Here is a 23,151-nt window from a genome sequence, read left to right on the forward strand (position 1 = left end):
CAGCGCCAACCAATAAACCGCGTCGTGCCACCAAGGCGGACAACCATGGCCTATCAGGCATAGGCACGTTGCAACGAATGTAATCGGATGGACTCGCCCCCGCCGAGGCATCACAGTGCCACGGTGGCGTTCTAAAAAGCCAACGGCAGCGAGGGCGAGACCATGAGCAAGCATAGGACGAAGCGCAATTCCCTGTCTTCCAACGATGTAACGCTTTGCCAACATCTGTCAGTCGACCTGGCCAAGCAAGTCTTTCAGGTGGCCGGAGATGACGGTTCCGGGCGCGTCATCTACGAAGATCGAATCAAATCCCGTGAAGCCTTTCATGCGTTCCTGACCAGGCTGCCACCCACCGTGACGGTCCTGATGGAAAGTGGCCCCGGCGCTCAAGCATGGGGGCGTTTGCTACAGGCGCAGGGAACGCCAGTCCGCATCCTGCCCGCGCAGCGAGTGGCGGAGCACCGCAGTGGTGCCAAGAACGATCGTAACGACGCCCATGCCATCTTGCGCGCAGGCCGGGATACCAGCATTGCTGCGGTGCCGATCAAGAGCACTGCCGCTTTGGCGATTCAAGCCTTACACCGCGCCCGCAGAGGCTATGTCAGGCGCCACACCGCGCTAGGCAACCAGATCCGCGGCCTGTTACTGGAACAGGGCGTCGCCCTGGCGCAAGGCGATTTAGCCGTCAGCCACGGTGTACCGCGCATTCTTGAAGATACGACTCAACCATTGCCAGATCTGCTGCGTGAATTGCTCGATGAACTGCTCGCCGAATGGCGCTATCTGAGTGAGCGTATCGCCATCCTGACAGGACGGCTCGAAACAGCGGCGCAGGCCGACAAGGTCGCATGCCGCCTGATGACGATACGCGGTGTCGGCCCGATCATCGCCACAGCGATGCTGGCCAAGCAGCCTGAACCCTCGCGTTTCCCCAATGCTCGACAGTTTGCCGCTTACTTTGGCCTGGTGCCCGACCAGCACAGCAGTGGAAAGAAGGTCAGGCTAGGCAAGATGAGCAAGCGAGGTGACGGCTACCTGCGCAGCATGATGATCCAGGGTGCGCACGCGGTTCTTAGCCATTTGAAGCCTGATTCCGATCAGCCAGACGATCGCCGCCTCTTGCGATGGTTAACTCGACTTGGTCGCAAGGAGGCGGCGATCAGACTGGCTAATCGAAATCTGCGCATCATCTGGGTGCTGCTACAAGGTGAGCAGGTCTACCAACGCCAACCGAACGATCGTCAGGAGCCCGCCATGAGCCACTGACTTACGGTGTTACGCCACCGGGGTGCCGAGCGCCCCAGCCCCTGCTAGTGAACATCGACCCTAGGTAAGACCGTCGCGGATTAATGCCTACGCTCCTACCGGCCCAAGAGGCCTAAATGTAATGGGCATGCTGCGAGCTCACCCCGATGTTGGCCAGAAGCACCAAGCTTCCTCGAATAGGCCTGATACATAGATGCAACCGGGTAACCTTGTTCGAAAAGCAGGTAGACAATGTAGGCGAGTCCATACATAGGAGCGGATTCATCCGCGATGCGCCGCGCGGGCGGCGCTCGATCTTCAGAACGCTGCAAGACGACCGGCTTGCACCTGGCCGCCATCACGCGATATCTGTAACAAGCCTTTCGTAGTTTCCTGGCTCTGAACGCCGATATCGCGCCAACGAGTCGGAATTTCCCTATTCCATGTAGTCTATTTCCGAAGCATGCTTTTGCCGCCCTCCAGCCCTTGCCCCAGGCCAACCCGGTCACTAGTCTCGGCCAGCCGCTGCCAATTCAGCGGCCGGTTTTGACAGACCGTCGATTGTTGTCCACGTGTGCATTCGCTCAATGGCGGCTGTACGTGCGGGCACCTTGTGTGCGCCGAGTGCCAACAATCTCGGTCTGTCAACCCGCGTACAGCTGCCACCCGACTGTTTGACAGCAGCTCAGCTGACAGCTCAATCCTCAACCATTGTTGGAGTACGAGCATGCTGAAGATTGTCCCCGATCCACCTTCCCCCCAAGACCACGCCCACTTCCTCGAAGACACCCTGGTGCGCGCCCTCGAGTACGCCTTTTGCGCACTCACGGTCGCCAACCAGGCCGTGCAGCTGAAACCCAGGTCGCCCGGTGCGATTCTGATGCTGGCCGCTGCCCACGAAATGGAGGCGGTGCGCACGTTGCTGGAGTCCGCCCTGGCCCAGGTGCAGCATTCGGCCCATGCGCAGGCCGAACCACCCACGCTGCACTGAGGGAGATCGAGCATGACCACAGATAATGGCAATACCCCCGTCACCCCCGGCAAGACCCGCTTCTACCAGGGCGAGGGCAAGAACGCCCAACCGCTGTTCTGCATCGAGCCCGGCATTCCCTGCCAGCATGCCCGCGAGCAGGCGTCCGAACTGATGGACTACGTGCGCCACCTGACCCTGGTCGGGGTGATGGACGAAGACCCGCGGATGGTCTGGGCCGCGCACTACCTCAGTGCCCTGGCCAAAGCGCTGATGGATGATGCGGAACTGGGCATGGCGCACTGACGCCCAGTGGGGCGGTTGACCCCGCCCCACTGGCTAAACCGCTTCGTAGGCGCCGGCTTGCCGGCGATGGGCCGCACAGCGGCCCTGGCATTTCTGCCAGTTTCGCGCTCTCCCCAAGTCGTCTACCGTCCTCCCAAGCGCATCTGGGAGGACGCCCATGCAGGCCATGGCAATGGATCTACACGCGAACACACCCACGGTGACGGTCTTCAGCAACCGCAGTCAGGTGGTTCGCGAGGTTGCCTTTCACCGGCATCCCGGCACCCCGACCGTTACCGACACGCGCATCACCCGCCACCACTACGACCCGCGCGGTTTCCTGAACCGAAGTCAGGATCCCCGATTGTTCGCTGCCGATCTTACGAACTTCACCTGGCTGAACGACCTCGCCGGCACGGTGGTCCGCACCCAAGGTGTCGACCCCGGCATCTCGCTCGACCTCAACGACATCGCAGGCCGCCTGTTACTGACTGTCAGCCAGATCGCCCCGGGCCTGGACGGCGATGACTACAGCCAGGCGGTCACCCGTACCTGGCGCCACGAGCCGCCGACCTTGCCCGGGCGCCTGCTGGCCATCACGGAACAGGCCAGCGGCGAGCCTGTTCGCCAAGCCGAGCGCTTCGTCTATGCCGGCGCCGACCAGACGGCCAGGCAGCGCAACCTGGCCGGCCGCTGCAGCCACCACTACGACACGGCGGGGCTGCTGCGCACCGACAGCCTGGCCCTGACCGGCCCGGCATTAGCCAGCATGCGACGGCTACTCAAGGTGGCCGACGATGTTGCGGTGATGAGCGACTGGCAAGGCGAGGACGCATTGGTGTGGGAGACGCAGTTGGTGCCGGAGGGCGAAGGCCACCGCACCGTGGGCACCCTGGACGCCACCGGCACGCGGCTGACCAGCATTGATGCCGCCGGCCATGGGCAGCGTGTGGTCTATGACGTGGCCGGGCAGCTGCGAGGCAGTTGGCTCGCGGTGAAGGGCACGGCGGAGCAGGTGATCGTCACGTCGTTGAGCTATACCGCCACCGGCGAAAAGCGGGAGGAGGTGCATGGCAACGGGGTGGTGACCCACTACACCCGCGAACCCCGCACGCAGCGCCTGGCTGGTATCAGGACCGAGGGCCCGGGAGCCAAGGTGCTGCAGGAGCTGCATTACACCTACGACCCAGTGGGCAATGTGCTGGGCCGAGTGGACGAGGCGCTGGCGATCACGTACTGGCGCAACCAGAAGGTCGAGCCGCGCAACACCTATGACTACGACAGTCTGTACCAGCTGGTCAGTGCCAAGGGGCGCGAGATGGCCGGCGGCGGCAAGCTGGGCTCGGCCCGGTTGCCCTTTCAGGCATTCGATTACGCGACGTACACCAACTACACCCGGCTCTACACCTACGATACGGCCGGCAACCTGACGCGGATCGAGCATCAAGCCGATGCCAGCGGCAACAGCCACACGACCGACATCACCGTCAGCGACCGTAGCAACCGAGCGGTGACCAGCGAGCTGGCGAGCGGCGCGGTGGACGTGGAAGCACTGTTCACGGCGGGCGGCCAGCAGAAACAGCTGTTCCCGGGCCAGCACCTGGCCTGGAGCCCGCGTGCGGAACTGCTGCAGGTGAAACCGGTGAGCCGCGAAGGCGAACCAGGCGATCACGAGGGTTACCGTTATGCGGGTGACAGCCAACGCTTGCTCAAGGTCAGCGCGCAGAAGACCTCAGGCGGTGAGCGAACGCAGCGGGTGGTATACCTGCCAGGGTTGGAACTGCGCCGCACGGCAACGACGGGGAGCGCGCCGGAGGACTTGCAGGTGATTTGCGTGGGGCAGGCGGGGCGGGCGCAGGTTCGCGTCTTGCACTGGGTGACCGGTAAACCGCCAGAGATCAGCAACAACCAGTTGCGCTTCAGCGTTGACGACTTGCTCGGCAGCAGTGCGCTGGAGCTCGATGGCCAAGGCGAGGTCATCAGCCAGGAAGAGTATTTCCCGTTTGGTGGCACGGCGGTGTTCAGTGCGCGCAGCGAGGCCGAAGGTCGTTACAAGGTGCTGCGTTACTCGGGCAAGGAGCGCGATGCCACGGGGTTGTATTACTACGGCTATCGCTACTATCAGCCGTGGGTGGGGCGCTGGCTGAGCACGGACCCAATGGAAACGGTAGATGGGCTCAATCTGTTCAGGATGGTGCGTAACAGTCCGGTTTCTTTCAGGGATGAAAACGGACTTGTGACAGTTGCTGAACTGAGGCAAAAACACCAGCAAGAGATCGACGCGAATAGACAAGGGGCCGGAACGCAACCGCCTCGAGTCGCGGCGCCCCGACCCAGTGTAAGTCGTCCGGAGCCCGGTGCTGCTGTGATAAATAAAAGAGAGATTCATACAGTAAGGCCAAGTGGGGTGAAGGCGCCCGGAGTAGAGAAACAGGAGCCCCCCCAATCGACCTCTGAAAAAAGGCCGGCGACGGCAGCGGTACAGGCTAATGCTGGAGCGGAAGCGGTCAAAAAGTCCTACACATTCTATAGAGTTGATGGGCGTGATTTTGAAACGCTGAAAAAGAATTCCCCGGAAGGCTTCAGGGCTTGGCAACCTCTTGATACATCAGCCTCAAGAAAGCTTGTAAACGTATTTTTAGGGGGGAAGGATATCAGTGGCCTTCCAAAGAACCTATCGGAGGAAATTAAAAGAATGGGCGCCTCACCCAGTCTGCAGGACCTTTCAAGGTATATAAAAGTTACAAAGGATAGGTCAACGACGACATGGGTTTCGGCTGCAGTAAATACCAATGGTGGAGGGCAGAGCGGCGGTAGTCCAGTGTACGAGATTTCCATGGAATTGTACGAGTTTGTGGTGGTCAAGAAAAAACTTGCTCCCCACCTGGGCGGGGCGGCAGGTGTTATGAAACCGACTATTTTTATGGATGCGATTGAGCCAGATAAAGCAACGATAGTTGCATTGGGTCATGGTCCTGACGATGACCGGGAAGTGTCGTTTCTAAGTTTGATTCCTATGAAAAACATCAAACCGCACAATAGAAAAGCTTAACGACCTTGTGCAGGGTCTGTCGCTCGGCAGGGTGACTGCAGCAACAGGTAGTTGCCCTCACTGCAGGTTCCGGTACCCACCCCGGCGAAACCACACGCATCATAGAACGCCAGCGCGGCGACATTGCACATCAGGCACTTGAGCCGGTAGCAAGTGCCGGGCCAGCCGGGCAGGGCGGCCAGCAGGGCGCGGCCGATTCCCTGGCGGGCGTGGCTGTCGGCGATGTACAGGTGATGGATGAAGTGGTCTGAGGCCCAGACTGAGATAAAGCCGACACAAAGACCGTCGATTTCGGCCAGCAGTATCTGCTCGCCTTCGGTCTGGGTATCGAAGTCCATCAACTGGAATTGCTCGCTTTGCTGCCAGCTAAAAGTTACCTGGCGACTGCGCAGGAACAGCTCGCGCAAGGCGGCTCGGTCTTTTGGCGTGGCACGCCGGATACAGGGGGAAGCGGCTTCGCACGCGGCGGGATTGGGTTTACGCGACATGGGCGGCGCGAGAGGTACAGCTCACCCCCTGTAGGAGCCGCACGGTATTAACCGTGCGGCGCAGGTTCTTTCCCCGTCGTGCCCGCATACTGGACCTTCAGATGCCCCTGGTCGTCCAGCAGATACGCATCCATCACCTCGCGCACCACCGGCCCGGCCACCCGGCCACCGGCCTCACCGTTCTCGATCATCACCGCCACCACCATGGCCGGGTGTTCGGCCGGCGCGAAGCCGACGAACAGGGCGTTGTCGCGGTGACGTTCGAGGGTCTTGTCGCGGTTGTAGCGTTCCCCCTGCTTGATCGCCACTACCTGCGCCGTGCCGCTCTTGCCGGCGATGCGGTACTGGGCGCCGGCGGCGGCGGCGCGGGCGATGCCGCGCGGGTCGTGCATGACCATCTGCATGCCTTGGCTGACCTGGTCCCAGGCACGCCGGTCATGCAGCACGATGTCCGGCATCGGGTTGGGGTCGATGGGCGCCTGGCCGCCAACGCTCATTGCCAGGTGCGGGCGGTGCCACGCGCCCTTGCTCGCCAGCAGGCTGGTGGCCTGGGCCAGCTGCAACGGCGTGACCTGCATGTAGCCCTGGCCGATCCCGAGAATCAGCGTCTCGCCGGGGAACCACGCCTGGCGCCGGGTGGCGCGCTTCCAGGCTTGTGACGGCATCAGCCCGGGCGCTTCCTCGAACATGTCCAGCGAGACCTTCTGGCCCAGGCCGAACTCGGCCATGTAGTCGTGCAGGCGGTCGATGCCCAGCTTGTGCGCCAGGTCGTAGAAGTAGGTGTCGTTGGAACGCATGATCGCGGTGTACATGTCCACCCAGCCATCGCCGGTGCGGTTCCAGTTGCGGTACTTGTGGTCGTAGTTGGGCAGCTCGTAGTAGCCGGGGTCGAACACCCGGTTGCCCGGGGTGATCACGCCGCTGTCCAGGCCGGCGATGGCCACCTCCGGCTTGACCGTTGAACCGGGAGCGTAGAGGCCGCGCAGCACGCGGTTGAACAGCGGCCGGTCGATGGAGTCGCGCAGAGCCGAGTACTGCTTGTAGCTGATGCCCTTGACGAACAGGTTGGGGTCGAAGCTGGGGTTGCTGACCATGGCCAGCACGTCGCCGTTGGCCGGGTCCAGCACCACCACCGCGCCACGGCGGTCACCCAGGGCTTTTTCGGCGGCCTGCTGCAGGTGGGCGTCGAGGCTCAGCACGATATCCTTGCCCGGCACCGGGTCGTGGTGGCGCAGCACGCGCATCACCCGGCCCTGGGCATTGGTCTCGACTTCCTCGTAGCCCACCTGGCCATGCAGTTCGTTCTCGTAGAAGCGCTCGACGCCGGTCTTGCCGATCGACTGGGTACCGCGGTAAGCGGTGCTGTCGAGGGTCTTGGCTTCTTTCTCGTTGATCCGCCCGACGTAGCCCACCGAATGGGCGAAGTGCTCGGCCAGGGGGTACTCGCGGATGAACTGCGGCGCCACGTCCAGGCCGGGCAGGCGGAACTGGTTGACGGCGATCAGGGCGATCTGTTCCTCGCTCAGGCCGACCATCAGGGTCACCGGCTCGAACGGCTTGCGGCCACGGCGCAGGTCCTTGTCGAACTGGTGGCGGTCGTCCTCGCCCAAGCCGAGGACCTGGGTGAGGGTGTCCAGCACCTTGGTCGAGTCGCCGGCGCGTTCGCGGGTCATGGTCAGGTCGAAACTGGGCTTGTTGGTCGCCAGCACCACGCCGTTGCGGTCGTAGATCAAGCCGCGCTCGGGCGGGATGGGCAGCACATGCACGCGGTTGTTTTCCGACACCGCCGACTGCTGGTCGTGCTGCAGCACCTGGAGCACGTACAGCCGGCCCACCAGCACCGCCACCAGGCTCATCACCAGGACGGCGCAGGCCAGCAGCCGGCGGTTGACCAGGCTCTTTTCCTTCTCGTGGTCCTTGAGGGGGATGGGTTGCGGCATGGGGCTCGGTTTGGATCGCCAAAGGCACAGGTAATGATGGCGCCGCAACGAGAAACACGCGGGTCCTCGGTGCGGCACAGGGGCGGGGGATGCTACGCAAGGTGAACGGCCGGCTCAAGGCAGGCGCCGTACCTGCCGATGTGCCGGGCGGCGTCTGCGCCCCGCGTACAGGGCGCCTGCACCGAACATGAAGATTCCTTCACGTGACCGGTGGCCGCTGTGCCTTGCCACCCTGCATCACGGTCGCCATTGCCCAGGAACGCTGTCGGTCCTGCTGAACCAGACTTCTATCACGCCCCTGGCGCCATTGAGCGCGGGGGAGAGGGGCTCAAGTGTCCAGTCAGCGCCTGGCACGGTGGCTTGCACTGTGCTGACGATGTTGCGGGCGCACTCATATCCCGTTGCGTCGTGATAGCGCACCGTTGTCCTGGACACCTCCTTGGGCGCGGGACGTGCCGCACGGAACGCGGTCGCGACGACATCTTCGATCGGTGGCACGCTGGCCTGCCACTTGTCGTGCCACCAGCTCCTGAACACCCGAACCTGGTTGCGCATCTCCGGGCCATAGATCTGCATGTAGATCGTGTTGCCCTTGCACAGCGTACTTGCGGCTATTTGAGCCGCAGACGATCGCTCAGGGCTGGTGGCAGTGGCGTCAGGCTCGGCGGACGCCTCTGCTGGAGGCGGTGCGGGCATGGCCATCTCGGTGCCATCGGTCGGGGGCACAGCCATCGCGGCCATTGCGTGGCACCCCACCCGGACACCCGCCAGTTCTTCCGGTGAGCGGGTGTCGCTGACATCGATCTGGTAGGTCTCCTTGAAATCGCTGTACTGCTCGACCAGCGCGCTTCGTTGCGTGGAGCAGGGGTGCAAGGTCTTCCAGTTGCCGCCTTCGCTGTAGTCGTACCCCCAGTAGACGGTCGGCGATGGCGGCGCGGTCCTCACCAGGCACGACCCCGCATCCAGTGATTTCAGCCCGGACCTGGCTTCGACCATCGCCTGGCAGGCAGGCCCCATGCTGCCCTTCAGGGACGCGCAGGCGAGCACGCCATCGGCGATCACGCGCCTGCCGAACTCGGATTTCATGAGCCAGCCGGCGTCACCCTTCATGCAATAGGTGTCGCCCGCGCGCAGCAGGGCGACCGCCAGCCGATTCGCGGCGCCCGCGAGATCACTCGAGGACGTTGCCGGCGGCAACTGTTCCCACAGTTTCGAGATCTCCACCAACGCCGCGCGCTCGTCCGCCATTCTGGTCTTCTGGGCGGTTCGATACGCATCGATGGATTGCCAGGCGGCAACGGCCAGCGAGAGCACCACGCCCGCGCCTACGGTCGCGCCGACCGGGCCGACCTGGCGCCCCCAGACACTTCTCGAGGCGCGGTCAGTGGTCGGTTTGGCGGATGCGGCGGCACTTGCTGATGCCGGCAAGGAGGGGGTGTTGTCGGCATCCAGGTCGAACAGCACGTCCAGGTTCGCCCTTGTCTGGTCGATCAGGCGGCGGCTCAGGTATCCGCCCAGCTCGCTGCCCAGCGCGAAATAGGACTCCCACTGGCTCTCGCTGAAGAACTGATCGCCAGTGGGCTCCTGGGGGAACAGCGGGCACTGGCGCTTGTAGTTCGCCACGTCCATCGACACCGACCTGCAGATGTTGGGCTTGACCACGATGAGAATCGCCTGTGGCGCATCCGGATAGGTGATGGTGGCGAGTGCCAGGCAGCTTTCGTTGTCGTCCTTGGCCAGGTCCTGCAGGGTGCCGAAGTAGCCGATGCTGTCGCACCACTCACACGCCGGATCGTCGGCGGTGGCCGGCGAGGACAGCCATGGGTTGCGTGGCTGGCGGAAGGTGATGGTGATGTTCATGTCGATGCGCGCCTTGCGCACCAGGTTCTCGACATCCTCGAACGAGTAGCCGGGGTCTGCGCCACAGTCGGCCAGCACGATCACGCTGGCCCGCTCCAGCAGCAGCGAATACACACCGGTATTCTCGAAGTGCCCGCCGTCGGTGACGAACCAGTCGTGCTCCGGGCCTGCGCCGAAGCTTGCGGACAGCTCATGGCGCAGCGCCTTCGATTTGGCGGCCATGCCTGCAAGTCGACGGCGGGTCGAGGCGCGAGCGGTGCCCGTCGGCCCACCCCGTTCATCCCGGGAGAGCCAGTAACCCAACCGCACACCGGCCAAGGTCAATAGCGCCGCCAACCCGCGTTGCGTGCGGGCGCCAAGCCCCGGCGCGGCCGCCGCGCCGGAAATCGCCATCCAGCCGCCCAGGCTGAGCTTACCGATGCCGGGGAACTCGCTACGCCAGCCTTCCTGGTTGAATCGCGAGGCGCCGCCAGCCCGCACGCTGAGGATCAACCCTTTGCGATCACGATTGAACAGCCTGCCCTTGGGGTCGGCTGTTTGATTCACGCACGTGCTGATGATGTGCACGGGGCCACCAGCCAGATGCGGCTGGTAGGCTGCAAGGGAGACATCGTCGCCTGGCGCGACCTTGCCGACATTGCTGACCTCGTTGGTGGTGAGCTCGTTCGGTTCGATCCGGGCAAGGGCCGAGGCCGCGCCACTGCCACTGAAACGTGCCGGGTTGGTTGCCCCCAGGTAGCTGCGCACCAGCCGCGCCTTGTAGAACGTATGCAGGGACGACAGGTTGAGAAAGCCCAGGTTCGATCCGGTGGCCGCGACATACAGTGCCGGTGGGACCACGATGCACAACAGCGTCAGCCATCCCGCGCCGAACTGCGGCTGGATGACCTCGGCCGGGGCGCCATCCGACTTCACGAAATCCGGAAAAACGGGGGTGAAACCCACTTTCAGGACCAGGGACACCCACCAGACGAAGAGCGCGGCGGCAAGCAGGTAGCCGGCCAGTTGCAACAGCAACGGCATGAGACGGCTGGGAGGTGTGGCCTGCCGTTGTTGGCGGCCTTTGCTTGCACGCAAGCTGAGCATCAGTGCCTGGGCCGCACCCGAGATGACCGCCAGTGCGATGCCGAGGTCGAGGGTCTCGAACACCCGGGTCTGGAACGCCACCAACCAGGCCAGCCGCTCGGCGATGCCCAGCGCCAGGATCAGCAGGGCGATGGCAAGGCATGCCCTTAGTTGCAGGGTCAGGCGATTGCGCATTTCCGACAGGGCATCTTTTTCGGCGGTGTCCCGAGCCGCCTGCTGGCCTTGCGCGGGCCGCAGGCGGAGCCAGCTGACCCGGGCGTGGGTTGCGGATGTGGCCAGAAGCAGGACGACCAGCAGCGCAATACTGGGCAGGAGGCGGGCCAGGCCCGCCGATTCCTGGTCGGCGGCGGAAGCCTGCGCCATTTCTCTCACCAACACCGCCGCGGCGATCAACACAAAGGACATCACGAGCTTGGCGAAACAGTACCAGGCAAAGTGCTTGGCGACCCATTGCGAATCCCAGTAGGTCAGCACCAGATGCAGCGCGATCGGCACCACCAGCACAAGCAGGAGCCAGGCCGTCGGCAGCCAGGGCTTGAGGACCATCAGCCCATTGAATAGCGAGGGTGTATCCCACTGGTACCCCATGGCCGCCAGACCTTGCCACACACCCAGGTCGAGGGCTGCCAGCAGGCTGCCTGCCAGCACCGCCAGCAAGCCGAACTCGAAGTGCAAGGCCAACAGGTTACGCAGGTAGAGGGTGATGGCGAACAGCCGGTCCGCAAAACCAGCGGGGGCCAGGTAGCGGCCGTTGGCGCGCAGCCACCAGCCGAACCATCGGCCCTGGGCATCGGCCATGGCGGCCTGCACCTGGTCGGCGGCGGCCGGAGGTGGCGTGCCATTCGATACGCCGGTCGCAGAGGGTGCTTCACCGTCTGGCCGGATTCGATCGTAGAGCCGGCCAAGCATGCTGCCGACATAGCTGCCGCCGGAAACGGTCGACAACAGGTCGAAGCGGCTGAGCAGCCCCTGCCTGGCGAGCCCGCGCAACAGGCCCAGGCTGAACGTCGCGCTGCGGATGCCACCGCCGGAGAGCGCCAGGCCCCATACGTCGCTGCCGTCCCTGGGGAGCTGCCCACTTGTGGCCAGCTCGGCCCCGTCCTCGAAGAGGCGCTCTCGTCGTTTGGCGATGAGGTCGCTCGATAGATTCGAAGGCGCGCCAGCGGGCGTTTGTGGTTGTGGAGCGTTGTTGGTAGAGCATTCTTCGTTCATGGCTCATTCCCTTGAAGGTATATCCGGGCGTCCAGATTCTGTGAGCAGGTACCTGTACGCCGGGTCATCGCGCGCTCCGCTCGTGGTCTTGGGCAGGTGGCAGGGGGATCTCTGCAAAGGGCTTGGGCAGGTATACCTGAGCCGCAGGAACCTGTTTCGCCGCCAGCTGTTGCACGTGCCGCTGCATCTGCTCGACAGCCTTGGTGCTCAGGGGGCGGGGATGGTCCGGCTCGTACCCGAAGAAGTTTTCCCAGTGGCCTAGCACCACCACTCTTGGTGTGTACGCCTTCAGCAGCCGATCAGGGTAGCCCGCTGCCTTGCGCCACGAACCCACGCTGAGCAGCTCGACATCGACTGCCTCGCCATCGGGCCGAACAGGCAGGATGCCGCAGGGCGCGGAGGCGGCGCTGTCCTGGAAGTGGATCCGGTGCTTGAGTTTGCCTGTTTCATCCAGCAGGTCGATCAACCAGGCCATGGACTGGCCCTGTTTCCATCCGGACACGGTGGTCGGGACTTCGCTCAGGTCCTGGGTGTAGTTCCCGTGACCGACGGTGTACCCCAGCACATGCGGCGCATGCATGCTCTGGATTGGCATGGCCCTGATATGCCCGCCTCGCGAGGTGATCCAGTAGCCGGGCCTGGCGGGCCCGCGTTGGCCATCGCACCCTGGGACCGTCGCCATGTAGCCCCTGGCGCTCTTCACTCGCTCCGGGTCCACCCATGTCCAGTGCGCGTCCTCTTGCCGGGTGGGGTCTTTCATGGCGCGGAGCATATGCACGACGGTGTCCGAGCCATAGACGATGGCTTTGGGCGTGTACCTGCGCATGATCCAGGGCACGTCCAGCAAGTGGTCATAGTGCCCGTGGCCGACCAGCAGCAGGGTGACGTCCTGCGCCTTGAGCCGTTGCATGTACTGGTCGATGCGGGCCTTGTCGGCTTCGACCCGCAGGGGAGGGAGCCCCTTGGACAGCCCCGAAGGGTTGCTGAAAGAGGGCGCGAGCATCACACCTTCGCCCCGCCAGCGGATGAGCCAGCCGCCTACACCCAGGAACTGGATCTTCGGCTCGGGCAGGCCGCGCGCATTCCAGTACTTCGGATAATCGTCCTCGGCGCCCTGTGCGCAGGTGCTGAAGACCAGCCACAGGACCAGCCACACGGTTGTACGCATGGACGTCACCTCGTCAGGCGATGATCGGTACTGCTCTGAGGAAAGCGTAGGGTACGAAATGGCGGGTGACAAAGTCGGCGCGCCTCAGGCGCGCCGTGGGGGTAGAGCTTCAGAAGTCCACGGTGGCGGACAGTTCATAGGTGCGCGGTGCCCCCAGCCCCAGGCTGGCGGTCAGCGGCACGCCCCAGTAGTCCTTGTCGGTCAGGTTGGAGATGTTGGCGCGGAAGGTCACCGGCTTGCTGGCGATCTGCATGGCATAGCGGGCGCCCACGTCGAAGATCGTGTAGCCGGGGATCGATAGGCTGTTGTCGGCGCTGATGTACTGCTTGGACAGCGACGTCACGTTACCCGTCAAGGTCAGCCCTTCCACCGCCGGGGTGTCCCACTCCATGCCCAGCTTGCCCTGCAGCTTGGGGAAGGCGGTGGCGGTCTTGCCTTCGTTGACACCGCCCGCGGTCTTGGTCACCTCGGGGTCGACATAGGCCACGCCGCCCATCAGGCGCACGTCCGGCAGCGGGGCACCGAAGAAGGTCCACTCGACGCCGCGGTTGCGTTGCTCGCCGCCGAACGAATAGACATTGGTGGCCGGGTCGGTGTAGCTGTTCGGGCGCTTGATCTCGTACAGCGCCAGGGTGTGGCTGAAGGTACCCAAGTCCAGCTTCAGGCCGACTTCCTTCTGCTTGGACTTGAACGGCGCGAACACCTGGCCGGCGTTGGCGGCGGTCACCGGGGCGATGGTGCCCTTGCTCAGGCCTTCGATGTAGTTGGCGTAGAGCGACAGCTCGTCGGTCACCTTGAACAGGATCGCGCCGGCCGGGGTGGTGGCGTGGGTGTCGTAGCCGGGCTTGTTGCGTGCGCCGGTGGCGACGTTGTAGGTGTCGGTGACCACTTCCTGGCGGCGCACACCGGCGGTCAGTTGCAGGCGGCCGTCGAACACCGACATCGTGTCGGCGATGCCGTAGCTCTTCAGGTCGTTCTCGGTGTGGGTGATCTGCGGGAAGGCCTGTGGCGCCTTCGGCCCCCATACCGGGTGGTAGATGTTGGTCACCCAGTTGCCGCCCGGTACCGAACGGCGGCCGTAGTCCTTCTGCTTGTCGCTGTACTCGGTGGCGTTCACCGACCATTGGTGGTTGATGCCGAAGGTGTCGAAGTGGCCGCGCAGGCCCACCTCGGCGGAGGTCTTCTCGATCTCCATCTTCAGCTGGCCCATGGAGGTGCTGAGGTCGCCGGCGTTGTTGATCACCGTGGCGACCATGGCGCCGCTGTACTTGTAGTCGGTCTTGCTGGTGCCGATGGCGCCGTAGGCCAGTAACTGGTCGGTCAGCTCGTACTCGCCACGCAGGATCACGCCCTTGTCCTTGGTCTCGACATAGGCCCAGTCGGGGTTGAGCAGGGTGTCGGACTTCGGTGGCTTGGGCACCGCCACGCCGGGTGCCAGGCCCAGGCCGCGGTTCTGGCCGCGGATATGGTCGTCGGCGTCGAACAGGTCGACCGACAGCTTGGCGCGTTCGCCCCGCCAGTCCAGGGCCAGGGACGACAGCACGTTGCGCTTGGACTGGTCTTCGGTGCTGGTGTCGCCGTCGCGGTACACGCCGTTGAAGCGCACGCCGAACTGGTTGCCCTCGCCGAAGCGCCGGCCGACGTCGACATGACCGCCGAACTGGGCGTCGGACTCGTAGGTGGCGGTCAGGCGGGTCAGGGGTGTATCGCCGGCGCGCTTGGGGATCAGGTTGACGATACCGCCTACCGAGCCGCCGGGCGGCATGCCATTGAGCAGCGCCGACGGGCCCTTGAGCACCTCGATGCGTTCGTACATCTCGGGCGAGGCGCGGTAGTAGGGCGCCATGCCGAACAGGCCGTCGACGGTCATGTCGCTGACGCTGGTCTGGAAGCCGCGGATCGAGTAGTTCTCGCTGAAGGTGCCCTTCAGACCGTTGCTGAACACCGACGGGTCGGTGGCAGCGATCACGTCGGTGATGTCCTTGGCCTGGCGGTCCTGGATATAGGTGTCGGTGTAGCTGACGGTGCTGAACGGGGTCTCCATGAAATCCTTGTTGCCCAGCAGGCCGACACGCCCGCCCGTGGCGACCTGGCCGCCAGCATAGGGCGGTGGCAGGTTGTCGGGGCTGTCGGTGCTGCTTTCGATGCGGGTTTCGTCCAGCTCCAGGCTGGCCGGCTTGCCGGCCTCGGCCGCCGTCACTGCCAGCGGGGCGCCACCCAGGCCCAGCAACAGGGCCATGTGCACGGCGACGCAGGTGCGGTTCAGGGAGAACTGTGGCGCGACAGGGGTGAGGTGTCGTGAAGTACAACGTTCCGACATGCTGGCTTCCTTTCGATTCGGAGGGTAGTGAAGGCATTCACTAGGGTTTCCGAACCAGATCGCCAATACCTCAATGATAATCATTGTTATTTGTTGCGCGTGCTTCGTGTAGGAGCCGGCTTGCCGGCGAACACCCGCATGGCCGGTGCCATGCATCGCGTTGCCCGGCTCGCCGGCAAGGCCGGCTCCTACAGGGTTACCTCAGCCTTGGTAGCCTTGCATTACTTCGTCCGCCATGCGGTCCAGGCAGGTCACGCTGGCGGTGCACAGGTACCAGGTCTGCGCATCGACGAAGACCACCCGGCCGTTGTTCCAGGCCTTGGTCTTGCGCAGCAGGGGGTTGTCCAGGGTCTTCAGGTCGAGCGCAGGCCGACGTTCCATTACCGCGGTGCGGTCGATGACATAGAGGATGTCGGGGTCGGCCTGCTGGATGAATTCGTTGGAGATCGGCTGGCCGTGAAGACCGGCCTCGATATCGCTGCTGGCTGGTTTCACCCCCAGGGTGTCGAAGACGAAACCGTAGCGCGACTTCACGCCATACGAGGTGAAGGCGCCATTGTTATGCAGCACGATCAGGGCTTTCTCAGGCCGCCCTTCAGTCACCTTGCGGGTCTGCTCGACCTTGGCCTGCATCTGCGCCACCTTCTGCTGGGCCAGCGCCTCCTTGCCGAAAATGCGCCCCAGGGTGGTGAGGTGCTGCTTGGCCGCGTCGATGAAGTTGCCGTGCGTGTTGTTGAGGTCGACATCGTCGTACACGGTCGGCGCGATCTGGCTCAGCTCGGCGTAGTTCTGCGCCTGCAATGGCGAGATCAGGATCAGGTCGGGCTTGAGCGCGTGCAGGCGTTCGAGGTTGGGCTGGATGGTGGTGCCGACGTCGGCCACGGCCGGGTCGTCGCGGTACTTGCTCAGGAAGCTGGCCACGTAGTCCTTGGCGATGCCCGCCACCGGCGCACCGAGCTGGTCGAGGCTGTCCAGCTCGCTCATGTCGAACGCCACCACGCGCTGGGGCAGCTTGTCGATCACCGTGGTGCCCAACGGGTGCTCGATGCTCACGGGCTGGTAGGGCACCGCCGAGGCTTGCGCCTGCGCGGGTGCTTGCGCCGTGGGTTTGTCGCAACCCTGCAGCGCCGTGGCGATGGCGAAGGCGAGCAGGGTGGCGGTGATCCGTTTTCCGCGGGCAGAGGTCATGTCAGTTCCCTTGATGGCGATGGATTGAAGTAGTTGCAGACGAAACCCCGCTCGCTGCGCAGGATCTCGAAGTCCAGGTCGAACAGCTCGCCCAGGCGCCGCTCGTTGACCACTTCGGCCACCGGGCCCTGGCAGTGCACGGCGCCGCGTTTCATGGCGACGATATGGTCGGAGTAGTTGGCGGCGAAATTGATGTCGTGGACCACCAGGATCACCGTGCGCCCCTGCTCGTCGCACAGCCGGCGCAGGGCGCGCATGATCAGCACGGCATGCTTCATGTCGAGGTTGTTCAGCGGCTCGTCGAGCAGCAGGTAGTCGGTCTGCTGGGCGATGGTCATGGCCAGGAACGCCATCTGCCGTTGGCCGCCACTGAGCTCGTCTATATAGGAGCGGCGCAGGTCCTCCAGCGACAGGAAGGCGATGGCCTCGTCGATGGCCTGGTGGTCTTCCGTGGTGAGGTTGCCGCGGCTGTAGGGGAAGCGGCCGAAGGCCACCAGCTCTTCGACGGTCAGGCGCAGGTTGAAGTCCGGGGCCTGTCGCAGGGTGGCCACGCGCTTGGCGTAGTCGCGGATGGCGATCGACGCGATATCGCGCCCGCCGATGCTCAGCTCACCGCGGGTGGCGGTCTGCAAGCGTGCGATCAGCATCAGCAGGGTGGTCTTGCCGGCGCCGTTGGGGCCGATCAACGAGGTCACCTTGCCCTGGGGAAACCGCACGCTGACATCGCGCAGTATCGGCTTGTCGCCGTAGGACTTGTGTACATGGCTGAGGGAGATCATGCGGTGCCTCGTGTGCGAACCATCAGCGCGAGGAAGTACACGCCACAGACCAGGTTGATCAGGATGCTGACGGAGGTGTTGTAGTTGAACAGTTGCTCGACCAGGTACTGGGCGACGATGAACAGGGCAATGGCGATGGCGCTTGCCATGGGCAGCGTGACCCGGTGGCGGTGGGTGCGGGCCAGGGTGTAGGTGATGTTGGCGACGAAAACCCCCATGAACGCGGTCGGCCCGACCAGGCTGGTGGACAGCGCCACCAGGAGTGCGATCAACGCCAGTTGCAGGCGCACGCTGCGCTGATGGTCGACCCCGAGGGAGATCGCCTGGTCACGCCCCAGCGCCAGCACATCGAGCACCGGCAGGCTGCGCCAGGCAACCAGGCCCACGGCCGCCACCAGCGCGGCCGCCGCCAGCACCTGCGCCGGTTGGGCTTTGTTGAACGAGGCGTAGTTGAAGCCCTGGAAGATGGAAAACTCGCCGGGGCTGATCTTCAGCTGGATGAATTGGGTGAAGGTGGTGATCACCATGCTCAGCACCAACCCCAGCAACAGCAGCAGGTAGACGTTGTTGCGCCCGTCGCGGAACAGCCAGCGGTGGATCAGCCAGGAGTACAGCAGCATCAGCAGGATCGACAGTGTCATGTTGCCGCCGCGCCCCACCAGCAGCAGGCTCTGGGTACCGAGGAACAGGATCAGCAGCGCCTGGAACAGCAGGTAGATGGCTTCATAGCCCATCACGGCGGGGGTGAGGATGCGGTTGCCGGTGAGGGTCTGGAACACCACCGAGGCATACGCCACGCAGACCCCGGCCACGCCCATGGCCGCCAGGCGGGTGAGGCGCCTGGGGATCACCCAGGCAAAGTCGAAACCGGAACCCAGCAGCAGGAAGCCCAGTGCCAGCGCCAGCACCAGCAGCCACAGGCCGCGGCGGATCAGCGTGTCGCTCATGGCTTGCTCCTCATCAGCAGCACCAGGAACAACACGCCGCCCACGCTGCCGGCGGTCATGCCGATGGGCACCTCGAAGGGGTAGATCAGCAAGCGCCCGACGATATCGCAGGCCAGCAGCAGCGAGGCGCCGCACAGGGCGACGATGGGCAGGGTGCGTTGCAGGTTTTCGCCGTAATAGATCGCCACCAGGTTGGGGATCACCAGCCCGACAAAGGGGATGGCGCCCACGGTGATCACCGTGGCGGACACCGTCAGCGCCACCAGTAGCAGGCCCAGCGCGGTGTTGGCGGCGTAGTTCAGGCCCAGGCTGCTGGCCATGCCTTCACCCATGCCCAGCACGGTGAAGCGCTGGGCGAACAGGTAGGCCAGCGCCACGATGGGCAGGATCAGGTAGATGATTTCGTAGTTGCCCTGGACGATCTTGGAAAAATCCCCCAGCAGCCAACCCTGCATGCTCTGCAGGACGTTGTGCTGGAACGCATAGAACTCGGCGATGGCGCTGAGCACGCTGCCGTACATCAGGCCGATCACCGGCACCAGCACGGTGTTCTTGAAGCGGATGCGGCGGATGATCGCGACGTACAGCAGGCTGCAGGCGAAGCAGAACACCAAGGCGACGCTCATCTTGATGAAGGTGCCGGCACCTGGCAGGGTGGTCAGGGCCACCAGGATGCCCAGCTTGGCCGCGTCCAGGCCACCGGAGGTGCCCGGCTCGACGAAGCGGTTGCGCACGATCTGCTGCAGGATCACCCCGCACACCGCCAGCCCCACGCCAGTCAGCACCAGCGCGGCCAGGCGCGGCAGACGGCTGGCGGTCAGGGTCAGCCAGGCATCCTCGGAGAGGTTCAGCAGGTCGCCCCAGGCCACCTGCTTGACCCCGATCATCAGCGACAGGCCGCACAGCACCACGAACAGCAGGACAAGATAGGCAATGCGGTTCAAGCAGTGCCCTCGCGGACCGGCTGCGCAGCGATGCGCCAGCCCTTGGCCGCGCGGCGCTGGGCCAGGAAGTGCGCGTACAGGCCGGGTGTTTCGAGCAGTTGCGCGGGTGTGCCTTGCTCGGCGATGCGGCCGTTGTCGAGCACCACGATGTGATCGGCCATGGCCACCGTCGACAACTGATGGGCGATCACGATCAGCGTGCGTGTGCCGCGCAGGCGCGCCAGCGCCTCGGCGATCGCCGCCTGGTTTTCCACATCCAGTGCCGCGGTGGCTTCGTCCACCAGCAGGATTGGCGCATCCTTGATCAATGCCCGGGCGATGGAGATACGTTGGCGCTCGCCGCCGGACAGCCGCGCACCGCCTTCGCCGACAGGTGTTTCCAGGCCTTGCGGCAGCCGTTCGATGATCTCCAGAACGCCCGCCGCGCGCGCGGCCTCCAGCACCTCGGCGTCGGTGGCGTCGGCTTTGCCGATGCGGATGTTGTCGGCGATGCTGCCCTGGAACAGGTAGGCGTCCTGGAAGATCTGGCTGATCTGCGCCGCCAGTTGCCCGGCGGACATCTGCCGCACATCCACGCCGCCGACCTTGAGGCTGCCCTGGGTGACATCGAAGAAGCGTGCGATCAACCGCACCAGGGTGGTCTTGCCGGAGCCGGAGGCACCGACCAGCGCCGTCATGCTGCCCGGCGCGATCGTCAAGCTGAGCTGGCGCAGCACCTCAGGCTGATCGTCGCTGTAGCGAAAGCTCACCCCGTCCAGCTCGACCCCGGCATGGCCTGGCGCGATCGGCTGCTGCGCCTGTGGCAACGGCTTGACCGCGAACAGCTCGCGCAGCACCCCCAGCTGGCTGCGCGCGCTGCGCAGCACCTCGCTATAGCTGGCCACTTCCAGCAGCGGGTCGATGAAGCGGCTGACCAGCAACAGTGCCAGGACCACCGGAATCAAGGCGCTGGCCGGCAAACCGGCGCCCCACAGCTCGCCCAGCCACGCCACGCAGCCGACCAGCAGGGCGGCAAAGGCGGCCTGCACCGTCCAGGTGTTGAACACCACCGACATCGCCGAAACCTGGATCAGGCGCTTGGCCGACTGCTGCTGACGGGCGATGGCCTGTTCGAGCAAGCGTGTGCCGCCGTCGGCGCCATTGAAGGCGCGCAGCACCGACTGGGCCTGGGCGAACTCGACCATGCGCTGGCTGGTGCGCGCGGTGTCGGCGTGGAAGCCTTCGTCGGCGCGTTGGCCGAGGCGTGCGGTGAGCGCGAACAGGCCGAACAGCAGGGGGAGGGTAAGCAGGGCGATCAGGCCCACCTGCAGGTTCAGGACGAACAGCGCCACCACCACCACGAACGGCGTGATCACCCCGGTGATCAACGGGGTGAAGACGTGGGCCGGCAACTGCGCCACGGTCATCATGCCCTGCGCGGTGACATGGTTCAGGCGCGCGGTGTTGTGGGCGTCGAACCAGCCGACCGGCAGCTGCGCGACGTGGTCGCCGAGGCGATGCCGGCCACCCTGGAGCACAGCGACACCGACGCGGATGCCGGCCTTTTCGACCACACGGCGCAGCGCCCAGCACGCCAGCGAGGCGACCAGCAGCACGCCCAACCAGCGCGTGGCACCCGGCACGTCGCCTGCCAGCAAGTGGCCGAGCACCGGCAGCACGCTGAGGATGGTCAGCCCGCACAACAGCCCGTAGACCAACGCCTTGGCGAGATAGCGATGCAGCACCGGGGCGTCATCGCCGAGCAGTTCGATCAGGGTCTTCAGCATGGCGCCTGCTCCTGTTGCGTGGTCTGTGGGTAGCCACCCAGCGCCCACAGCCGGGCGTAGTGGCCGTTGCGCGCCAGCAACTGCGCGTGGTCGCCCTGCTCGAGGATGCGGCCGTTGTCGAGCACGATGATCTGGTCGGCGTGCATCACCGTGTCCAGGCGGTGGGCGATGACCAGTAGGGTGCGCTGGCGGGCGAAGCGCGACAGCGCCTGTTGGATCTGTACCTCGTTCTCGGCGTCGGCCGCGGCGGTGGCTTCGTCCAGCACCAGCACTGCGGGGTCGAGCAGCACCGCCCGGGCGATGCTCACCCGTTGCAGTTCGCCGCCGGAGAGTTGCACGTCCTCGCCGACCACCGAGTCGTAGCCGCGGGGCAGGGCGAGGATGCGCTGGTGGATATTGGCGGTGCGTGCCGCTTGCTCGATTTCTGCCTGGCTGGCCGAGGGCCGGCCCAGGGCGATGTTGTCGCGCAGGCTGGCATGGATCAGGCGCACCTCCTGCAGGACGAAACCGATATGCCGGTACAGCTGGGCGGTGTCGAGATGGCGCAGGTCGACGCCGCCCAGGGTGATGCGCCCATGGGTGGGGTCGAAGAAGCGCAGCAGCAGGCGCGCCAGGGTCGACTTGCCGGCGCCGGACGCGCCGACGATGGCCGTTACGGTACCGGGTTCGAGGGTGAGGCTGATGTCGTCGAGTACCGGGGTGTCGCCGTCATAGCTGTAGCTCAGGTGTTCGAAGCGAATCTCGGCGTCTTTCGCCAGCGTCCGGCCGTTGTGCGCCGGGGCATCCAGCAGCGGCGTGCGCAGCAGGCCGTCCACCCGCTGCGCCGCACTGGTGGCGGCATGCAGGTCGTGGGTGATGTAGCTCATCAGCAGCAGCGGCGCGCACATGCCTGGCGCCACCAGGGCGAAGGGCAGGATGTCCACCGGGCGGATCCAGCCCAGGTAGGTGAATAGGGTGCCGAAGGCCAGCACCACGCCCAGCACCGCCACCGGGGTGACCAGCGCGTGGGCGTTGGCCATGGCGCTGACCAAGGGCCGGGTGAAGTCGGTGAAGGCGGCGGCGAAACCATCGACCGCCTCGCGGTAGCTGCCATGGGCCTTGCCCTCGATCCCGAAAGCCTTGACCACCGGGATACCGTTGACGAATTCGACTACCGCGTTGTTGATGCGCCCCATGTGCGCGCCGAACGCTTGCATGTTGGCGCCGCTGGCCTTGGTGGCCCTGGACACGAACAGGAAGAACAGCGGGAAGGGCAGTAGCGAGACGATCGCCATGCGCCAGTCCATGGCGAACAGGTAGAGCACCGTGGCCACCACCGCGCCCCAGGTGCGGCCGAGGGTGGTGTAGTAGTGCGCGGTGAGGCTGTGCAGGGTGTTCACATCGTCCTGCATCGCCTGCTTGACCTCGCCTGAGGCGCGGCTGGTGAACCAGCCCAGCGGCACCTTCGAAAGGCGCTGGGTGATGGCCAGGCGCAGCTGGCGGGTGATCTGGTTGTCAGCCAGGTGGGCGAAGGTTTCGCCCAGGGAGATCAGGAGCATGCCGGCGAACAGGGCGCCGAGGCTCAGGCCCAGCACTTGCCAGACACTGGCCTGGATCTGCGCCCAGGGCGCTACGCTGTCACCCTGGCCCAAGGCGAGCTGGCCGATATGCGCGACCCCGGCCAGGGGTACCAGGGTGAGCATCGTGCCGACCGCCGCCAGGGTGCCGGCGACGATCAACCGCCCGCGGATCGGCCGCAGTACCTCGGACACCGGGTTGCTGGCGGCGGTGTGCTCCTTGCTCGCATCGTTGGCGCTCATTCCATCTCCTATGGAAGCAAACGTGGTTCTTGCTGTGACTGCGGTTCGCCGGCGAGCCGGCTCCTACAGGTTCGGCGCTGCCCGCTGCAGGAACCGGCTTGC

At 64.9% G+C, this 23,151-nt stretch carries 15 protein-coding genes; 4 read left to right on the forward strand and 11 right to left on the reverse strand.

Annotation, left to right across the window (positions count from 1 at the left end; all coding sequences use genetic code 11):
* The first annotated feature begins 162 nt into the window (after window positions 1–162).
* The 4 genes from IM733_RS05455 to IM733_RS05470 all read left to right on the forward strand — a co-directional run bounded on the left by IM733_RS05455 (window position 163) and on the right by IM733_RS05470 (window position 5,552).
* Complete coding sequence (locus IM733_RS05455; RefSeq protein WP_248917269.1) at window positions 163–1,266, forward strand: IS110 family transposase; 1,104 nt, start codon at window positions 163–165, stop codon at window positions 1,264–1,266.
* Window positions 1,267–1,972: 706 nt separating this feature from the next.
* Window positions 1,973–2,236 carry a hypothetical protein gene (locus IM733_RS05460; protein WP_248919895.1) on the forward strand — a complete coding sequence of 88 codons (264 nt, stop codon included), beginning with the start codon at window positions 1,973–1,975 and terminating at the stop codon, window positions 2,234–2,236.
* A 12-nt stretch (window positions 2,237–2,248) separates the two neighbouring features.
* Entirely contained in the window at window positions 2,249–2,521 is a 273-nt protein-coding gene (locus tag IM733_RS05465) for a DUF3077 domain-containing protein (RefSeq protein ID WP_011533689.1), read from the forward strand.
* Between the two features lie 157 nt (window positions 2,522–2,678).
* The gene (locus IM733_RS05470) at window positions 2,679–5,552 is read left to right on the forward strand and encodes an RHS repeat protein (RefSeq protein ID WP_248919896.1); all 2,874 of its coding nucleotides are present in this window, start codon (window positions 2,679–2,681) and stop codon (window positions 5,550–5,552) included.
* Here IM733_RS05470 and IM733_RS05475 read toward each other — a convergent pair.
* From IM733_RS05475 to IM733_RS05525, 11 genes are all read right to left on the reverse strand, one after another.
* Window positions 5,549–5,959: a GNAT family N-acetyltransferase gene (locus tag IM733_RS05475; protein WP_248919897.1), complete on the reverse strand. Its 411-nt coding sequence runs from the start codon at window positions 5,957–5,959 to the stop codon at window positions 5,549–5,551. The two genes, IM733_RS05470 and IM733_RS05475, sit on opposite strands and share 4 nt — an antisense overlap.
* A 128-nt stretch (window positions 5,960–6,087) precedes the next feature.
* Window positions 6,088–7,980, reverse strand: a complete 1,893-nt coding sequence (mrdA, locus tag IM733_RS05480) for a penicillin-binding protein 2 (protein WP_248919898.1) — start codon at window positions 7,978–7,980, stop codon at window positions 6,088–6,090.
* Window positions 7,981–8,217: 237 nt separating this feature from the next.
* On the reverse strand, window positions 8,218–12,138 hold the full coding sequence (locus IM733_RS05485; RefSeq protein ID WP_248919899.1) for a patatin-like phospholipase family protein: 3,921 nt from the start codon (window positions 12,136–12,138) through the stop codon (window positions 8,218–8,220).
* 64 nt (window positions 12,139–12,202) lie between these two features.
* On the reverse strand, window positions 12,203–13,306 hold the full coding sequence (locus IM733_RS05490) for an MBL fold metallo-hydrolase (protein ID WP_248919900.1): 1,104 nt from the start codon (window positions 13,304–13,306) through the stop codon (window positions 12,203–12,205).
* A gap of 109 nt (window positions 13,307–13,415) precedes the next feature.
* The gene (locus tag IM733_RS05495) at window positions 13,416–15,626 is read right to left on the reverse strand and encodes a TonB-dependent receptor (protein WP_248919901.1); all 2,211 of its coding nucleotides are present in this window, start codon (window positions 15,624–15,626) and stop codon (window positions 13,416–13,418) included.
* 201 nt (window positions 15,627–15,827) lie between these two features.
* Window positions 15,828–16,814 carry a siderophore ABC transporter substrate-binding protein gene (locus IM733_RS05500; protein ID WP_248919902.1) on the reverse strand — a complete coding sequence of 329 codons (987 nt, stop codon included), beginning with the start codon at window positions 16,812–16,814 and terminating at the stop codon, window positions 15,828–15,830.
* Window positions 16,811–17,593 carry an iron ABC transporter ATP-binding protein gene (locus IM733_RS05505; protein WP_248919903.1) on the reverse strand — a complete coding sequence of 261 codons (783 nt, stop codon included), beginning with the start codon at window positions 17,591–17,593 and terminating at the stop codon, window positions 16,811–16,813. Before IM733_RS05505 ends, IM733_RS05500 begins: the two co-directional genes overlap by 4 nt.
* On the reverse strand, window positions 17,590–18,540 hold the full coding sequence (locus IM733_RS05510) for an iron chelate uptake ABC transporter family permease subunit (protein ID WP_248919904.1): 951 nt from the start codon (window positions 18,538–18,540) through the stop codon (window positions 17,590–17,592). The genes IM733_RS05505 and IM733_RS05510 overlap by 4 nt, the downstream gene beginning before the upstream one ends.
* Window positions 18,537–19,484: an ABC transporter permease gene (locus IM733_RS05515; protein WP_283107518.1), complete on the reverse strand. Its 948-nt coding sequence runs from the start codon at window positions 19,482–19,484 to the stop codon at window positions 18,537–18,539. The genes IM733_RS05510 and IM733_RS05515 overlap by 4 nt, the downstream gene beginning before the upstream one ends.
* Window positions 19,481–21,250 (reverse strand): ABC transporter ATP-binding protein, encoded by a 1,770-nt coding sequence (locus IM733_RS05520; protein WP_248919905.1) that lies wholly within the window; start codon window positions 21,248–21,250, stop codon window positions 19,481–19,483. The genes IM733_RS05515 and IM733_RS05520 overlap by 4 nt, the downstream gene beginning before the upstream one ends.
* Entirely contained in the window at window positions 21,244–23,049 is a 1,806-nt protein-coding gene (locus IM733_RS05525) for an ABC transporter ATP-binding protein (RefSeq protein ID WP_248919906.1), read from the reverse strand. Before IM733_RS05525 ends, IM733_RS05520 begins: the two co-directional genes overlap by 7 nt.
* Between the last annotated feature and the right edge of the window lie 102 nt (window positions 23,050–23,151).

Source organism: Pseudomonas entomophila, assembly GCF_023277925.1.
GTDB lineage: Bacteria > Pseudomonadota > Gammaproteobacteria > Pseudomonadales > Pseudomonadaceae > Aquipseudomonas > Aquipseudomonas entomophila_D.

What these genes read in the sequence shown, in the direction of transcription:
- IM733_RS05455 (WP_248917269.1), top strand. Translation starts at nt 163, where the DNA reads ATGAGCAAGCATAGGACGAAGCGCAATTCCCTGTCTTCCAACGATGTA.
- IM733_RS05460 (WP_248919895.1), top strand. Translation starts at nt 1,973, where the DNA reads ATGCTGAAGATTGTCCCCGATCCACCTTCCCCCCAAGACCACGCCCAC.
- IM733_RS05465 (WP_011533689.1), top strand. Translation starts at nt 2,249, where the DNA reads ATGACCACAGATAATGGCAATACCCCCGTCACCCCCGGCAAGACCCGC.
- IM733_RS05470 (WP_248919896.1), top strand. Translation starts at nt 2,679, where the DNA reads ATGCAGGCCATGGCAATGGATCTACACGCGAACACACCCACGGTGACG.
- mrdA (WP_248919898.1), bottom strand. Translation starts at nt 7,980, where the DNA reads ATGCCGCAACCCATCCCCCTCAAGGACCACGAGAAGGAAAAGAGCCTG.
- IM733_RS05485 (WP_248919899.1), bottom strand. Translation starts at nt 12,138, where the DNA reads ATGAACGAAGAATGCTCTACCAACAACGCTCCACAACCACAAACGCCC.
- IM733_RS05490 (WP_248919900.1), bottom strand. Translation starts at nt 13,306, where the DNA reads ATGCGTACAACCGTGTGGCTGGTCCTGTGGCTGGTCTTCAGCACCTGC.
- IM733_RS05495 (WP_248919901.1), bottom strand. Translation starts at nt 15,626, where the DNA reads ATGTCGGAACGTTGTACTTCACGACACCTCACCCCTGTCGCGCCACAG.
- IM733_RS05500 (WP_248919902.1), bottom strand. Translation starts at nt 16,814, where the DNA reads ATGACCTCTGCCCGCGGAAAACGGATCACCGCCACCCTGCTCGCCTTC.
- IM733_RS05505 (WP_248919903.1), bottom strand. Translation starts at nt 17,593, where the DNA reads ATGATCTCCCTCAGCCATGTACACAAGTCCTACGGCGACAAGCCGATA.
- IM733_RS05510 (WP_248919904.1), bottom strand. Translation starts at nt 18,540, where the DNA reads ATGAGCGACACGCTGATCCGCCGCGGCCTGTGGCTGCTGGTGCTGGCG.
- IM733_RS05520 (WP_248919905.1), bottom strand. Translation starts at nt 21,250, where the DNA reads ATGCTGAAGACCCTGATCGAACTGCTCGGCGATGACGCCCCGGTGCTG.
- IM733_RS05525 (WP_248919906.1), bottom strand. Translation starts at nt 23,049, where the DNA reads ATGAGCGCCAACGATGCGAGCAAGGAGCACACCGCCGCCAGCAACCCG.